12 protein-coding genes are annotated in these 16785 nt (G+C 61.6%); 8 read left to right on the top strand and 4 right to left on the bottom strand.

Translation table 11 applies throughout. The annotated features are described in order from the left end of the window. Positions 1 to 4 precede the first annotated feature (4 nt). The 3 genes from SH809_15850 to SH809_15840 are packed head-to-tail and all read left to right on the top strand — an operon-like array spanning position 5 to position 3918. Positions 5 to 1693: a DUF1501 domain-containing protein gene (locus tag SH809_15850; GenBank protein ID MDZ4701184.1), complete on the top strand. Its 1689-nt coding sequence runs from the start codon at positions 5 to 7 to the stop codon at positions 1691 to 1693. A 41-nt stretch (positions 1694 to 1734) separates the two neighbouring features. Further along, positions 1735 to 2802, top strand: a complete 1068-nt coding sequence (locus tag SH809_15845) for a WG repeat-containing protein (GenBank protein ID MDZ4701183.1) — start codon at positions 1735 to 1737, stop codon at positions 2800 to 2802. 39 nt (positions 2803 to 2841) lie between these two features. Next, on the top strand, positions 2842 to 3918 hold the full coding sequence (locus tag SH809_15840; protein ID MDZ4701182.1) for a WG repeat-containing protein: 1077 nt from the start codon (positions 2842 to 2844) through the stop codon (positions 3916 to 3918). A 296-nt stretch (positions 3919 to 4214) separates the two neighbouring features. Here the strand turns inward: SH809_15840 and SH809_15835 are convergent, their stop codons facing one another. Further along, entirely contained in the window at positions 4215 to 6215 is a 2001-nt protein-coding gene (locus SH809_15835) for an acyl-CoA dehydrogenase family protein (protein ID MDZ4701181.1), read from the bottom strand. A gap of 206 nt (positions 6216 to 6421) precedes the next feature. Between SH809_15835 and pyrF the strand changes: the two genes are divergently transcribed. The 4 genes from pyrF to SH809_15815 all read left to right on the top strand — a co-directional run bounded on the left by pyrF (position 6422) and on the right by SH809_15815 (position 10257). After that, entirely contained in the window at positions 6422 to 7246 is an 825-nt protein-coding gene (gene pyrF / locus SH809_15830) for an orotidine-5'-phosphate decarboxylase (GenBank protein MDZ4701180.1), read from the top strand. A gap of 90 nt (positions 7247 to 7336) precedes the next feature. Next, positions 7337 to 8806 (top strand): DUF2851 family protein, encoded by a 1470-nt coding sequence (locus SH809_15825; GenBank protein ID MDZ4701179.1) that lies wholly within the window; start codon positions 7337 to 7339, stop codon positions 8804 to 8806. Positions 8807 to 8872: 66 nt separating this feature from the next. Further along, a complete protein-coding gene (locus SH809_15820) occupies positions 8873 to 9166 on the top strand; it encodes a putative quinol monooxygenase (protein MDZ4701178.1) in 294 nt (97 codons plus the stop codon). A gap of 158 nt (positions 9167 to 9324) precedes the next feature. Then, complete coding sequence (locus SH809_15815) at positions 9325 to 10257, top strand: HDOD domain-containing protein (GenBank protein MDZ4701177.1); 933 nt, start codon at positions 9325 to 9327, stop codon at positions 10255 to 10257. A 16-nt stretch (positions 10258 to 10273) separates the two neighbouring features. On the opposite strand, the gene SH809_15810 is transcribed toward SH809_15815, so the two are convergent. The 3 genes from SH809_15810 to SH809_15800 all read right to left on the bottom strand — a co-directional run bounded on the left by SH809_15810 (position 10274) and on the right by SH809_15800 (position 14326). Further along, positions 10274 to 12325 (bottom strand): TonB-dependent receptor, encoded by a 2052-nt coding sequence (locus tag SH809_15810; protein ID MDZ4701176.1) that lies wholly within the window; start codon positions 12323 to 12325, stop codon positions 10274 to 10276. A 40-nt stretch (positions 12326 to 12365) separates the two neighbouring features. Beyond that, the gene (locus tag SH809_15805) at positions 12366 to 12932 is read right to left on the bottom strand and encodes a hypothetical protein (protein ID MDZ4701175.1); all 567 of its coding nucleotides are present in this window, start codon (positions 12930 to 12932) and stop codon (positions 12366 to 12368) included. A 122-nt stretch (positions 12933 to 13054) separates the two neighbouring features. Next, the gene (locus tag SH809_15800) at positions 13055 to 14326 is read right to left on the bottom strand and encodes a glucose-1-phosphate adenylyltransferase (protein ID MDZ4701174.1); all 1272 of its coding nucleotides are present in this window, start codon (positions 14324 to 14326) and stop codon (positions 13055 to 13057) included. Between the two features lie 231 nt (positions 14327 to 14557). Between SH809_15800 and SH809_15795 the strand changes: the two genes are divergently transcribed. Further along, a partial coding sequence (locus SH809_15795; protein MDZ4701173.1) for a DUF4175 family protein occupies positions 14558 to 16785 on the top strand: 2228 nt, incomplete at its 3' end.

The raw sequence follows: 16785 nt of genomic DNA, 5'->3' as shown, positions 1-16785 counted from the left end.
ACCCATGCACGAGCATTGCAATCACCACGATCACCAGGGGCACGAAGGCCACGGCCATACCGAAGCCGAAGGGGGCCGCCGCGGCGCCCGGCTCGAGGATGGCGCCGCCCACACGCAGGACCACCTCAAGTGGTCGCGTCGCGACTTCCTCACCCGCCTCGGGATGGGCGTCGCCGGCGCCTCGGTCATGCTTAACGGAAGCCCGGTCACGGCCTTCGGGCATGCACCCATCCTCCAGGCCATCCAGAGCGCGGATGTGGACCGCATCCTGGTGCTCATCCAGCTCAACGGCGGCAACGACGCCCTCAACACGGTCGTCCCCTACGAGATCGACGAATATTATCGCGTTCGCCCGACGATAGCGATCCCACGAAGCCAGGTTTTGCCGCTGGAGAATGACCACGGCCTGCACCCGGCCATGGCGAGCCTGACGAACCTGTGGAATAACAACCGCCTCGCGGCCGTACTGAACACCGGCTACCGCAGCTCGACCCGGTCGCACTTCGAAGGCACCGTCAACTGGGCCACGGGCAGCGGCAGCATCATCGGCAGCGGCAACGTCAATTACACGTCCGGCGTATGGGGCCGGTATGTCGAGGATGTGCTCGATACCATCGGACAGCCGCTCGACCACCCGCTGGCCGTCCTCATCGGCGGACCGGTATCGCTGTTCCAGAGCAACCTCGGCAACCTCGGTGTGAGCCTGGGCGACGCCCAGTTCATCGAAGAGATCGCCCGACGCGGCCTCTACGACGCCACCGATGCCCGAGTCGACAACGTGGCCTACGGCCGGCCGCTCAAGTACGCACGCGCCGTCGCCAACGCCGCGTTGAGTTATGTGTCGTCCATCCAGCGCGCCGCTAACGCCGGCACCAACCTGGCCGGCACCTACCCGAACGGCTTCGGCGACAACATGTCCGCCGCCGCCCGCCTCATCCGCGGCGGACTGGGCGCCAAGGTCATCTCCGTCTCCATCGGCGGATTCGACACGCACTCGAACCAGGGCGGCGCCACCGGCCAATACGCCGATCGCTGGCGGTCCATCGCGGACTCCGTGGCGGCCTTCTACCAGGACCTCGCGGTGGACGGTCTCGACCAGAAAGTCCTGACGATGACCTATTCCGAGTTTGGCCGCACGCTCGGCGAAAACGGATCGCGCGGCACCGACCATGGCGCCGGCGCCTCGATGCTCATGTTCGGCCCCGGCCTGAAACGCGGCGTCTACGGTTCGCAATCCGACCTCGTCACCCAGCTCTACGGCGGCGACCCCGAGCCCACGACCGATTTCCGCTCGGTGTATGCCTCCATCCTCCAGGACTGGTTCGGCATGCCTCCTGCGGATGTGGACGCTATGCTCGGCATGGCTGTGCCCCGCATGGACATCATCGGAAGCAAGGTCCAGGTGAGCAACGAGCCGACGCCGGTGCCGGCCGCGTTCCAGCTCTCCCAGAACTATCCCAACCCATTCAACCCGACGACGAATATCGGCTACACCCTCAACCAACCGAGCCGCGTCACGCTGCAGGTATTCGACGCTCAAGGACGGCTCGTCCGCACCCTCGTGGACGCCTACCAGGCTGCAGGCACGCATCAGATCGACTTCGAAGGCGGGCGCATGCCGAGCGGGACCTATTTCTACACGCTTAAAACCCCCGACGGTGCGCAATCACGGTCGATGGTCTTCATGAAATAACGACCCAGAGGTCTGTTCCTACGTTCCATCTAGCTGTAATCATGAAATCAGGAATCACGAAAAACGTGGTGACGAGCGCGGTGCTCGTCACCACGTTCCTCTGCCTCGGCAGCCTCGCTTTCAGCGGGTGCGATCTGTTTGAAGAATCAGACGAGGCTTCCCTCGAAGGCAATCCGAATGAACTGTACCCGGTCCGTATCGACGGGTTGTGGGGATACATCAACGGACTCGGCCGGATCGTCATCCTGCCGGCGTACGATAACGCCCGCGACTTTTCGGAGGACATGGCCGCCGTCCAGTTGGGCAGTGTATGGGGGTACGTCAACCGCAACGGCACCTTGGTGGTGCAACCGCAATACCAGGTTGCCGGCCGCTTCTCTGAAGGGCTCGCGTTTGTCCGCGGGACCGCGCTTGATGATCTCTACGGGTTCATCAATAAGGAAGGCACGACGGTCATCCCGCCCACGTACGAGCTTTCGCAACCGTTCGCCGAAGGCCTCGCCGCCGTCCGTACCGACACCCGCTGGGGATTCATCAATCGTTCAGGGGAGATGGTTATCGACCCCAGCTACAGCGATGCCCGGCCGTTTTCGGATGGGCTCTCCGCCGTGGAAGGCCTGAGCGGCTGGATCTATATCAGCAAAAACGGTGATACGGCCATCAGCCCCGATCTGACCGTCCAGGTGCTCGGCGACTTCGTCGATGGCTACGCGCCGTTCGAAACCGGTGAAGGCTGGGGATATCTCGATACCCGCGGCAATCCGATCATCTCGCCCCGTTTTGGCAGCGCCGAGGCGTTTTCCGAAGGACTGGCGGTAGTCGAGATCAACGACGGCTTCGAGTTCATCAACAAACGAGGGGAAGTCGTCGTCTTCGGCGAGTTTAGCGAAGCTCAGCCATTCTCCGAGGGCATGGCGGCCGTCCGTATCAATAGCGACTGGACGTATGTCAGCAAGGCGACAGGCCGTGTGGCCATGGAGCGGAATTTCGACGCCGCGGAGCCCTTCAAGGGGGGCCTCGCGCGGGTCCTGCTTGGCGACGTGAATGTTGATCCGCGTGTTGGCTATATCGATCGGGCCGGCAAGTACGTCTGGTACCCGATGAATTAATCGCAGCGTCTGGCTCGCGGCACTATTTAGCAGAATCGTATGAAATCTTTCCTGTGTACCCTCCTCGCCCTCGCAGCCTTCTCGGCCACCCTTTCGGGCTGCGACTTCATCGGCGGCCTCACTTCCGACGACGAGTCCGAACAAAACGACGGCGTCAACCTTTTCCCGGTCCGCATCGACGGCAGCTGGGGGTATATCAACGAAAACGGCCGGATCATCATCGAACCCACGTTCGATGCCGCGCGTGAATTCGAAGATGGGCTGGCGCGAATCCGCGAAGGCAACGTCGGCTACATCGATCCGGAAGGCAAATACGTCATCGAACCCCGCTTCCAGGACGGGCGTCCGTTTACGGAAGGCTTTGCCGCCGTACAGGTAGATGGCCGTTGGGGCTTCGTGAACCGCTCCGGCGCCTTCGCCATCAATCCCCAGTACACGGCCGCGTACAGCTTTGAAAACGGCCGCGCCTTCGTGCGCGACGCGGAGTTTCAGTGGGAATACATCGACACTCGGGGCAACGTGATTCGCACCCTCGAAACCCCCGATCTGACGGAATTCGAGTCGGCCAGCAACGACTTTCAAGATGGCCGCGCCCTGGTGATCGACTTCAATACCAACCAGTACGGGTTTATCGATGAAAACGGCAACATGGCAGTCGACTTCCAGTACAGCGAAGCCCGCAGCTTTTCGGACGGCCTCGCGGCTATCAAGATCAGCGACAGCTGGGGCTTCATCGACCCGAGCAACAGCGCGAAGATACCGCCTAAGTATATCGAAGCCGGCAATTTCAGCGAAGGCCTCGTCGCCGCACGCGAAAATACCAACACGTGGGGCTACGCGGATAAGTCCGGCCGGATGGTTATCGAACCCCAGTTCGAAAATGCCCGCCCCTTCTCGGAAGGCCGTGCCGCGGTGCTGATCGACGGGTTCTGGGGATACATCGACAAGTCTGGCAATGTCATCGCCCAGCCCGACTTCGACGAAGCGCTGCCTTTCCAAAAAGGCCTCGCCCAGGTCACCATCGAGCTCCGCGACCCGAATAACGAGAATAACATCATCACCAACATCGGGTACCTCGGCCGAGACGGCAAGTACGTCTGGTATCCGACGAGATGAGGGGGTTCAAGGGTTAAGGTTCAGAAACTGATGAAATTCGCCTGAGTCACTCGAAGGGGGTCATCCTGAGCCGGTCCGATGGTAATCGGGCCGTGTCGAAGGACCTCACAGCCGACCGCACCCTTGTATATTCGCAGAGCGGTCGTTCTGAAGGGTTGTTCGACACGGTGGGATGTAACACCCCATCGGCTCACTTCGGCTTCGCTCAGTGCAGGCACAATGACTGGCTTTTAATCTTTGAGTGCATTTCCCAACAGTTTCTCAAGGTATAAGGTGCCTCCCTTAAACCTCGAACCTTAAACCTTAAACTCTTTCGCCGGCGCCTCGCCCAGGGCTCCGTCACCACCTGTGGCGTCTGTACCTCCCGGGAACTGTTTGACGTGTTCGACCGGGGGCGTCTTGCCCGTGCCGGCGGCTGTCGGGGACGACTCGGGGATGTAGAAGTCGCTGTTGGGCAGGCTATCGTTATACCGGCGGGCCGCATCGGATGCCTTCCGCATGCTGACGTCCGTGTTGTGGCGGAGTTCGCCGATGTTACGGTAGAACGTCTGCTCGAAGAGATCAAACGCGTGGGCCAGCGCCGCCTTGTCGCGTTCGTAGCCGAGGCCGTAGTCTCCGCCCCGGATCTGGCTATCCATACGCGACAGCGCCGCGGAGAGGGCAAACAGGTAGATCGCGTTGTCCGCCAACCGGGCCTGGACGGCCTGGCGCTTGACGATCTCCTCGCGATTCCACTTGCTGGCCATTTTGAAATAGTAGGCATGCCGCTGCGTCATCGTCGCGAGCCGATCCGCGTAGGCGGCGAGCAACGGATGCACGCTACGCAACGCCGGCCGAGCGGACCGGATGCCGAGGAAGAGTTCGGCCCCCAGCGGAATCGCCTTGCGCATCAGGTACCCCTTCATGCTGTTGCCCAGGATCCGGGCCACGTTCTCCATCACGGAATCCTCCTTATCCCAGGCCAACGCCTGCTGGATGCCCATCATCTGCTCGGCGATCTGCTTGCCGCCGTAGGCGAAGATGAAGGATTGCATCACCTCGTTCGAACCTTCGACAATGCGGTGAATGCGGTTGTCGCGCCAGATCCGATCCAGTTCGTTTTCCGTCATGTACCCCTCGCCGCCCATGATCTGCATGGCGTCGTCGATCACTTCCCAGCCCATGTGGGACGAAAACACCTTTGTGATCGCCGTTTCCACCATGATGTCGCGGTCCTGCCGATCGAGCATGCCCGTCATCATGTAAAGCAGCGACTCCATCGTGTAGGTGAGCGCGCTCATCCGGGCGATTTTCTGCTGGACGAGTTCGAACTCGGCCAGCGGTCGCTCGAACTGGTACCGCGTCTGGGCCCACTTCACGCTCTGGTTCATCGCGCGGCGAGCGGCCCCGATGACGCCGGCGCTGAGCGTGCAGCGTCCGAAGTTAAGGCATGTCAACGCCACGTTCAGGCCCTTGCCTTCCAGGTGCAACAGGTTCTCGCGCGGAACGCGTACGTCCTGGAAGCGGATGCGCGCCTGCCAGGTGCCGCGAATGCCCGTCTTGCTCCGGTTGTTTTGGATGATGTCGATCCCCGCCATGTCCGGCGTGCAGATGAGCGCCGTAACCCCCTCGCGCTTCTTACCGGTGGCCGGCTCCACATACTCCTGCTGCGCCATCACGGTGAACACGCCGGCCAGGGCGCCAGATGTGCTCCACTTCTTCTCTCCGCTCAAGATGTAGTACTCCCCGTCCGCGCTCAGCTCGCACCGCGTGCGCTGGCCGGCGGCGTCCGACCCTACGTCCGGCTCCGACAAACAGAAGGCCGACAAGAACGTGCGCGAAACGAGCGGTAGCCAGCGGGTCTTCTGCTCCTCCGTCCCGAACAACATGATCGCCTTGCAACCGATCGATTGATGCGCCGAAACAATAACGGCTGTCGAGCCACAGTAGCTGCCGATCAACTCCAGCACGCGGTTGTAGCTCGTGACCCCAAGCCCGAGCCCGCCGTATACTTCCGGCACCGTCATCCCCATTACTCCCAGGGCAAAGAGCCGCTCGAAGCACCAGTCGGGCACGTACTCCTCCTGATCGATCAGGATAGCCGGGTGTTCGTTTTTGAGGTACGCCTCCAGCTCGATCAGAAGGCGATCACACTTCTCGCGCTCGCCGCGGCTCTCACGGGGGTACGGGAAAATGAGATCCTCACGAAACCGGCCGGCAAACAGGTTCTTTACAAAGCCCAGCTCACGAGGATCAGGGCCAATCATCGACTCTATGTCCTGAATCATCTTCCGGTCTTTTGCCGAAACATGTTTCATGGAGCTTAAACTGGGAGTTGCCATACAATTGTAGATGCAGTCGGATGTGCGGGTATCGAATGGGTGACCCGGCTCACGGGCCCGTGAACTACACCGGTAGTTCGACTCCGGTTCCTGACGATGTCGCCCGGGGATAGGACAAAGATGATGCCCTGCGCCGTATATTCGGCCCCACCTCATCCTGGCTCCACCTACGCTTCGACCGCATGACGTTTTCGGAAAGACTGACCCAGATTCAGGAAAACAAGCGTTCCCTCCTCTGCATCGGGCTCGATCCCGACATCGACCGTCTGCCGGCCTCCATACGCGACGGCCGCTCATCCGCCGACGCCATCGTGGCCTTCCACGCCGCCCTCATCGCCGCGACGGCCCCGTATGCCTGCGCCTACAAGATCAACTTCGCCTTCTTCGAGGCCCACGGCGCCGCCGGCTGGGAAGCCCTCCAGCAAACCCGTGCCCTCCTGCCTCCCGACACCCTAGCCATCGCCGACGCCAAACGGGGCGACATCGGCAATTCCGCTCAATTTTACGCCCGATCGGTGTTCGAAACCATGGACTTCGACGCCTGCACCGTGTCGCCCTACATGGGGCGGGACTCGGTGGCGCCGTTCCTCGCCTACCCGGGAAAGGCGGCCATCATCCTCGCCCGCACCTCGAATGCCGGCGGGGCCGACCTCCAGGAGCTCGAGGCGGAGGGCAAAAAAATCTACCTCCACACAGCGCTCCTCGCCCGGCAATGGGCCGAAGACCTGCCCGGTGAAGCCGGCCTCGTCGTGGGCGCCACGAATGCCGTGCCCGTACACGCGATACGGTCCGCCTGCCCCACACTCCCCTTCTTGATCCCCGGCGTCGGCACCCAGGGCGGCGACCCGCGCAAAATCCTCGACGCCGCGGGACACGCGTATGGGCTGAACCTGATCAACAGCAGCCGGCAGATCCTCTACGCCTCGTCGGGACCCGACTTCGCCGACGCCGCCGCGCGCGAGGCCGCGGCCCTGCGCGACCACCTCCGCGAGATCCAATCCCCCTGACCCCTGGTCGTTAAAAAAATCCGCACGCCGAGGGTATGCTGGGGCCGGCTTTCCTGTCTAGTAGGAATACACCCCCAGCCCTCGTGCGCCATGTGTCAATCCCGAACCCACCAGGCCGACGCCCCGTATCCGACCGGCCCCGACACTCCGTTTTACGTCTACCACGACGCCGACCGTCTCCTGGAAGTGCACTTGCATGAACCGCGCACGCCGGCCCGTGTCCCCGAACGCCTCGTGCACGACATCTGGGCGCAGCAACGGTTCGATAGAAGCGCCTGCGCTGTCGGCGACGGCCGGCGCCTGTCGGTGCTCCACCCAGGCCTCCTCAACGGGCACGGCGGGCCGGATTTCAGGGATGCCCGGATCGATCTCGGTGAGGAGGCCTACCGGGGAGACGTCGAAATCCACGTATTCTCGGGCGACTGGCAGGCGCACGGCCACCAGGAAGATCCGGCCTACAATCGCACAATCCTACACGTCACGCTTTTTCCGGATGTGTTTACCGGCCGGCTACGCCGGGCCGACGGCATCCTACTCCCTGAACTCGTAGTATTTCCACTCCTCCAGACCTCCCTCCGGGGCCTACTGTACGACTTCCACCGTTTGGAAAGTGGAGGGCTGCCGTGTGCGCCGATGTGGGGTCGGATCGATGCGTACGAGACGATCGACTGGATCGCCGGCCTGGGCCGAAACCGCCTCACCGAACGCAAGAGCGAACTCGCCAACGCCTACCTGACCCGCCCTGAAACCGAGGCGCTCCTGCACCGCCGCCTCTTTCATGCCCTCGGCGCCGAACCCAACGGCGAAGCGATGGAGGAACTGGCCTCACGGCTGCCTCTACCGCTCCTGCGTTCGCTCGACACCCCCCTCGATGCGGAAGCGTTACATCTGGGCGTGGCCGGCTTTCTCCCCGTCGCCGCCGACGAACTGGCGCGGTCCGACCGCCCGTCGTCGGACGCCATCGTCGACCTCGAACAGCGTTTCGAGCGGATCAACGCCCGGCTGCATCTCGCGCCAATGGCGCGCTCCCGGTGGCAGTTTTTCCGGTTGCGACCCGCCAACTTCCCCACACTGCGCATCGCCCAGGCCGCGGCGCTCACGGCGCCGAATGGATGGCTCTACCATGATCCCATTGGACGCCTGACGACGGCCGCACGGTCCGCGCAGGCGATGGAGGCACTGACCGAGCTATTCGAGTCTACGCCGTCTGCCTACTGGACCACCCATTTCAGATTCGGCAAACGGAGCCGAGGGGAGCGTTCGGCGCGCATCGGCCGGCCTCGGTTGGAGAGCCTCGTCGTCAATGCCCTCGCGCCGGCCGTGCTGCTGGTGGCAGAACAGCAGGACGACCCCGTGCTCGAGGAAGCCGGCATGGCCTTGCTTCGACGATGCAAGCCCGAGCGCGATCGGGTGACGGCCCTCTTCGAAGCCCTGGGGACGCCGAAACACGCCCTCGCCACGCAGGGAATGCATGCGCTCTACCGCGGCTATTGCCGGCACGCACGGTGCCTCGAATGCGCTATCGGACAACGCATTCTGGGCGCGACGCCGGGTGGCTGATGGGATCCTGCCTGCACGCCGGGCGGTTTCTGGTGGCCCAGTTACCTCAACCAATCCCTGCCCTCCGTGATCGTTCGCCTGGTTCGATTGTCCCTTCGCCCTGATGCGCTGGAAGCGTTTCAGGAGTTGTTTGCCGCTTCGTGCGACACCATTCGCCAGTTTCCAGGGTGTATGCGCCTTGAATTACTCGAGGATGTCGAGGCGCCGGCTGTGCGCACGACCTATTCGCTCTGGGAAAGCGTCGAAGCCCTCGATGCCTATCGCCAGAGCGCGTACTTCAAATCGGTCTGGCGACAAACAAAGCCGATGTTCGCCGCGCCGGCCGTGGCGCACAGCTATCGTCCAGTGATTGCGGTGTGACCCGCGCCGGCAGACGGATACGCCTGTTTCGGGAATGGCATTTAACCCGCCCCATCTTGCACCGATACCTGGAATTCGAGCAGGGTGGGCCTCCAAGACAGATGTCGGGATCCGCCTACCTGCCAACGGCCCAATCATCCGTATCCCCATTCCCGCCCATGATACACGCTGGACCTCACGATGCCGACCAGCGGGAGCAGTTGCTTTACGACCTCGAGCTCCGCTTCCCGCCCTTGTCCCGCACGGTCTCCGCGATCTCGGCCCTGCTCTCCAACAAGAGCGAGGCGCCCAGTACCGAGCGCCTGATCGAAATCGTTAAGATGGACCCGGTCGTGGTGTCCTCTGTCCTGCGGCGCATTAATTCTGCCTATTATGGCCTGCAACGCCATTTCGACGACATCAGCAAGGCAATCGTGATGATCGGATTTCTCGAGGTGAGCAATATCGTGCTGACCTCGGGCTACATCGGCATCCGGAAAAGCATCACCTCGAAAGCCCAGTCGGCCGTGCTGGAGAACATGATCCGGGCGAGCGTGGGCACGGGCTTCTATATGCGTCTCATCGCGAGCCGGATCCAGGTGCAATACACCGCGACGGCCTACACGACGGGCCTGTTGCACAGCGTGGGCCGCCTGATGTTGCTCTACAATAACCCGGATGTCTATGTCGAACTCTGGCGATCGAACACACAGGGATTTGCGCCGCCGGCGGAGATGGAGCGGAAGTATCTGGGGATCGACCACGCCCGGTTGGGCGCCATCGCAGCGACGCACTGGCGGCTTCCGTCTCCGATTAGCGAATTGATCGAGTCCTACCTGAACCCCGGGCACATCGAAGACGTCGCCCTCCGCAATCTGGCGCTCAGCCTGAAGGTGAGCGTGGGCGTGTCCGAGCAGCTGTGCGCGTACCGAGAGGGTCTGGTTCGCGCCGGTGAAACCACGGACCTCATCAAGCCGGATTTTGCCTTCACCTATATTCCGGAGGTGGCCGTTCTGGCGCAGGCCTGTGGGATGGAGGCGAAAGATCTGGAGTTGCTGATCGCCTCGAATCAGCAGGACGCCTTCCAGTACATCGAGAGCATGACGCAGTAAGGGACGCCGCCCGCCGTCAGAGCGTAAGCGACACGCCGGCCGAAACGGTTCGACCTGGCGCCGGAAGACCGAGTTGGGGCAGGACGCTTGCATCGGTAAGGTTGTCGCCCCGGATGAACACCTCGCCGCGCCTGCCGGTGACGCCGGGGAGGACAAAGCCGTAACTCGCACGAGCATCGATGGCCAGCACCCGCGGCAAGGCCTCGAGGGTGTTGTCTTCATTCCGACCGTACGCCCGGCCCGTGTATTCGCCCTGCATCATAAACGCGATGCCCCGCTCCGTATCGTACTCTAGAGAAAGGGCTGACAGCACATCCGGTTTTTCGGTCAGCCGGGTCGTTTCCCCGTCTTGAATGCCGCGAGTGCGCAGGAGAGCGGAGTGCCCCTCGATCGTCCAAAACGTGTTCAACGCATACCGGGCAGCCACCTCTACCCCACCAACACGGCTCCCGTCTAGATTGATGCGCTGCCGCAGTCGCCGGCCGTCTACGTCCACCGTCTGTTGATCGATGGTGTCGTGGACACGGTAATAAAAGGCCGCAAACTCCCCATGAAACGCCCCCTGCTGCGTTGCCAGGCCCAGCTCGCTGACAATCGACGACTCCGGACGCAAGTTCGGGTTGAGCAGAAACCGGTTCAGTGACTCGCCAAAGAGCTCGCGCATCGTCGGGAAACGCACCTTCCGGCCGGCCGATGCACGCAGCACCCACGAGGGAGTCAAGGTGTAGGAGAGGCCGGCATTCATCGCGTAATCCACCAGAGGATCGCGGCCCGGCTTGTCGCCCGTGAGCGGTGTCGCGATGCCGTCCACGCTCCCGCCGGCAATCAGCATCAGCGGATCGGCAAGCCGAAACGACCATTCGGCGCCGGCGCTGAAAACGTGTTGCCGATACAGCTGGGTCCCATTCTCGGAGACAAAACGCCCCGTTTCGTCACGTTCAGAGGTGATTTCCTCGTGCGTAGAGGTGAGGCCATTGGCCGCCAGCGTCAACTGGTGAGCGCCGAAACTCCGCAGCATCGACAGTCTCATCCCGGCCGTTTGGTCCACATCCGCCTGCTGCGCCTCCACTTGTCGGTAATCGACCGAGTCGAACTGATCGATCGTCTGCCCGAATTGTCCCGCCCAGAAGGCGCCCTTGAGGACGGTCGCGACGCCTATCGGCACGGTCGAATTCACGATCGCCATCGTATTATTCCATACCGGATAACGCCAGAAACGTACGGTCGCAGAGGTTGGATCGAGGTGGCTCTCGGGCGCCACGCCGAACTGACCTTCGATGTGCATGAGCGAGAGGCCGGTCTGTATGCCGTTCTTGAACCGGTAGTCCGCATGACCAAAGAGATTGATCAGCTCGCGGTCCGTATTGGTACGCAGCCGCTCATCCGGCTGGCTGAAGGGGACACTCGATCGATCGGCCAGCGGAATGCCGCTCCGCGATGTGTAGCCGGCGGACACGCCCACATGCAGGGGACCCTTGTGGTACAGATGGCCGACTCCGATCCGGATATCTTCCAGACTCCCGTACTGGGCGTTGACATGGGTCTCGTCGCCCTCGCCGTCAAGTCGGCGCGAGGTCATGTTGATCGCCCCGCCGAGCACGTTCGTGCCATAGAGAATCGACGGGACCCCTTTGGCGATAGTAATGCCCCCGACCATAGCCGCCGGAATCATATCCAGATGCAGCCGATTATCCCAGGGCACATTCATCGATGCGCCGTTAAAAAAAAGCGCCACCTGGCGCTCGCCGGCATTACGCAGGTAAATCAGCGACTCGCCCCGCGAGTTCGTCTGGATAAATGCCGCCGGGATGCTGCGCACGAAATCGGATACGACGACGGCGTTCTGCCGTTCTAACTCGCGTAGGGCTATCCGCTGCACGGTATACGTTTCTTGAGGCAGCGAGCCAGGGGTGCTGACCACGATCTCCTCGAGATCGTAATGCCGCATGCTATCGGGCTTTACTGTATTGTCTTTAACGGGCGCAATCTGCGCCTGCGCCAGAAATGCGAGAGGAAACAACCCACCGATCACCATACCCCATATGGCGGCCTTGACATGGTAATTCATGGAGATTTGAGAGAAGGGGAGCGAGCTCGAAAGGAAACGATCACCCCGCAAGCGTCGGTTCCAGGTCCAACCGGGCGCGCTCGAGCGCATACCGGAGCTTCTCGTAATATGGCGGCACGATCTGATAGCGGCCGATCTCCGCCGGCGTTTCGATCTGGAAGGCCTGGCCAAACATAGCGCTACGTACATCAATCGCAATGGCCTCGTAGCCGATCTTTACCTCCTGCCGCTCGGACACCAGCGCGCCGAGGGCCTGATTGAGGTCGCGATACGAACGAGAAAGACGACCCATAGGGCCAGTCCGGACGTCCAGATGGGCCAGACGCTCCTTGTGATCGTCCACCATGGCGGCGTGAGTCGCCATCATCGCCTCGAACTGGCCGATAAACGGCTGGATGGCGGCATTCGACCCGGCAGCCTGTTGCAGGGCCGGCAACTCGTTCCGAGCGCTGGCAAGCTCCGCCTCAAATGTCGCGACAACCTGGGCCACCTCGTCATACGTAGCCTGCTCCGTTCCATGACCACCGTACGTCCGGCACGAAGCCAGCATAAACGTCGCTACTATCAGCGCCCCGACCATGGGGCTATGGGTACGTTTCGTGTACATACGAATCCGAGATGTGTGTGCTGGGTGATGCGGTAATCCGAGCCTGTGGTATTCCCCACGGCCTACATCGTTTCGGATCTCCCCGCGAGTTCGGTTTATTTTCAATATCGGCCGACTGGAGACTAAATCACGGTCCCGTCTTCGATCCGCACATTTTTAGGGATTACGACAATGCCATCCCGGATGTAGAATGTCTTATCGTCGCCGCCTTCCTGGATGCCGGCCTTGTTGGCGATCACGCATCGATTGCCGATGCTGACGTTTTTATCGACGATCGCGCCTTCGATAAACGATTCCTCGCCGATGCCCGGCCGATCCGGGCCTTCGAGATGCTCGCGTTCACTAGAATCGTGCCAGTGGAAGTAATCCGCACCCATGATCACCGATCGGCGGATCGTCGTGCCCCTCCCGATGAATGAGCGAATGCCGATCACCGAGTCCGAAATATCGCTGTCGACCACCACACTGGCTTCTGCAATAATGGAATTTCGAATGACGGCATTAGTGATCTTGGCGTGGGGCAGCGTGCGCACCTCGGTGTAAAGCGGTGCGTTCGGGTCGTAGACGTTAAACTCGGGCTTCGGCGTCGTCAACATAATGTTGGCGTCGTAGAAGGACCGGATCGTCCCGATATCGCTCCAATACCCGGTAAAGGGAAAGCTGACGACCTTCTTCTTCTCGATGGCGGCCGGGATGACCTCCTTCCCGAAGTCGTGCCAGCTTTTGTCTTCCGCCAAAAGGTCCCGCAATACGTCCTTGTTAAAAATGTAGATACCCATCGACGCGAGGTAGATACGCTGCTGGGCACGCATTTCGTCGTCGACAGGGCTCTCCTTGCCGGCAAGATCGTATGGCTGGGGCTTCTCGTAGAACTCGGTGATCGTATGCGTGTCGTCGGTTTTCAGGATGCCAAACCCCGACGCATCGTTGGCGTGCACGGGGATCGTGGCGATCGTGATGTCGGCCTTCAGATCCACGTGATGCTTGAACATCTCCTGGTAGTTCATCGTGTAGAGCTGGTCGCCCGACAGGATGAGTACGTGCGAGTGCCGCGACACGCGTGTGTGCATCTGGATGCGTCGCACCGCGTCCGCGGTGCCCTGAAACCACGAACTCGACGCCGGCGTCTGCTCGGCCGCCTGGATCGTGACAAAGCCGCGATCGAATCGGTCGAACCGGTAGGCGTTCTGGATGTGGCTGTGCAAACTGGCCGAGTTGAACTGCGTCAACACAAAAATCCGGTTGATGTCGGAGTTGATGCAGTTCGAGATGGGGATGTCGATGAGACGAAAACGGCCGGCGAGGGGCACGGCTGGTTTGGATCTCCGGTACGTAAGAGGGTGCAGCCGGCTGCCCGCGCCTCCTCCGAGAATGACGGCAATGATTTCGTTCATGAGGTAATCTCCGCTTAACAGGTCACAACGCGCCTCTGGTGAGAAGTGGAATATAGGCAAAGTTCCACGTAACACAACCTCCCGTAACCGCCTCAGGAACGGCGTTTGTTTTCGGCGTTAGATAAACCAACGCACCTCCGAGGCGCGACCCCTCCTGAAACCCGAAGACGGTCGCTGCGGTAGAGCATATACCCCCGCGTTTTTGTACCCCTGTCTCGATAACTCCCGCCCATGAGCGAAAAGACCCAGGCTTTTATTTCTTCGCTTCGCCAGCGCCTGCAAGCCGTCGGTCGCCGGCAGCAACTCGCCGAGTGTGCATGGGGCGGAGTTTTCTTCCTGGGCAGTATAGCGGCCATCTGGCTCCTCGCCACGGCCGTCGAGGCCAGTCTGTGGCTGGATTCTGCCTTTCGCACCTTTCTATTCTGGTCGGTCCTCCTCTCGGCGCTTGCGCTCGCCTACTGGGTGGTCGTCCGCCCCCTGCTCCGCATGGGCGGCTGGTTGAGCGGCCCCTCCGAAGCACAACTCGCCCGGCAAATCGGGCAGCGTTTCCCGGAGATCTCGGATCGATTCACCACGATGCTTCAATTGATCGAAGGCAGGACGAGTCCGTCTTCGCCGGGGATCATCGATCATGCCGTCGCCTCGCTCGGCCGCACCATCGATCCGGTGCCGTTTGAGAACGTGGTCTCGTTCGATCGGGTCCGGCACGCCTCGCGCCTCGCGCTCATCCCGCTAGTTGGCGTCCTCATATTCCTCCTCGCGGCTCCCGGAGCGTTTCTGGGCGCTTCTCATCGGCTTCTCGCCCCGAGTACACACTTCAATCGCCCCTCCCCATTTCAACTCAGCGTCGAACCTGGCGACATCGCATTAATTCGGGGAGATTCCCTGACGATTCGCACCCTGGCCTCGGGGTCCGCGACGCCGGCTACGGCGACACTCGAGATGCAGCATCTGGAGGAAGAACTGATCACCACGGAGGACATGCGGGCGGACTCCGCCCATCGTTTTGTGCACCATCTCCTCAACGTTCGTCACTCCTTTCGTTACCGCGTCCGCGCCGGCGCATACGCCACCCCCTGGTTCACCGCTGAAATCGCCGAGCGGCCGCTCATCCGGTCGTTACGCGTGGCGCTGAATTTTCCCCGTTACGCACGTATTCCACCCCAGCGGCTGGATCCGAACGTCGGCGATATCCAGGCCCTCGCCGGCACCTCCGTTCAGCTGGCGATCGACCTGAGCGGCCCGGATGCCGCCGCCGGCTTCATCGTCCATGATGAGGGCCGGCGCGACACCCTCACCCTGAGCCGAGCCACGGCGGAAGGATCGTTTATCGTGCGCCAGGAAGGCACATATCACCTTCTCTTCGTCGATGAACGCGGCATCGCCAACAGCGACCCGATCGAATATACCGTCCGCGTCGTCCAGGATGCTCGGCCTCAGGTGCTTGTCGTCGAGCCCGAGCCGGTGTCCGAACTCAACGACGCCCTGGCGACGGCGCTGCGCATCCGGCTGACGGACGACTTCGGATTCAGCCGGCTCGCGCTCAACTACCGTCTCGCCGAGTCCCGCTTCGGCACGCCTGATGCCGCCTTCAGCACCATCCCCCTCACCACGCTGGCCCCGTTTGAACTCGATCAGGAAGTGCTCCACGCCTGGGACCTCCGCCGCGACACGCCGCTGGACCCCGTGCCGGGTGATGTCATCGAGTTTTTTGTACAGGTGTGGGATAACGACGCCTTCGCCGGCTTCAAAGACGCCCGCAGCGCTACCCACCTGCTCCGCCTCCCCTCGATAGCCGAACAATACGAACAACTCGACGCCACGGAGGACGCCGCCGAAGAGGAGATGGAGGAAATCCTGGACGAGGCGCGCCAGATCCGCGAGCAGTTCGAAGAACTCCGCGACGAACTACGCAATAAGCAGGAGAGCGATTGGGAAGATCAGCGCCAACTCGAACAGGTCCGAGAGAAACAATCCGCCATCGAACAACGCGCCGACGAACTCAACCAGGCGTTCGACGAGATGATCGAACGCATGGAGGAAAACGACCTGGCCTCGGAACGTACCCTGGAAATGTACCAGGAAATGCAGAAGGTGATCGAAGAAATCAACTCGCCCGAGTTGATGGAAGCCCTCAGCCAGCTCCAGGAAGCCATGCAGGAACTCGATCTCCAGCAGATGCAAGAGGCCTTGCAGGAATTCGAGTTTAACGAAGAGCAGTATCAGGAGCGTCTCGAACGAACCCTCGATCTCTTTAAACAACTCCGTGTGCAGCAGGACCTCGAGGAGGCCGCCCGCCGCGCTGAAGACCTGGCCGAACAGCAGGAGCAGATCCGCGAAAAGACGGAAGAACTCTCCGACGAGCCCGAAACGGGTGAGACGCCCAAGGAAAACGAAGGCGAACAGCAGGAGGGCGAACAGCAGGAGGGCGAACAGCAGGAGGGCGAACAGCAGGAGGG

This window comes from Rhodothermales bacterium, assembly GCA_034439735.1.
Classification (GTDB): Bacteria; Bacteroidota; Rhodothermia; order Rhodothermales; family JAHQVL01; genus JAWKNW01.
Note: the sequence above shows the minus strand (reverse complement) of the source record. Positions and strands in the feature narration are given on the sequence as shown.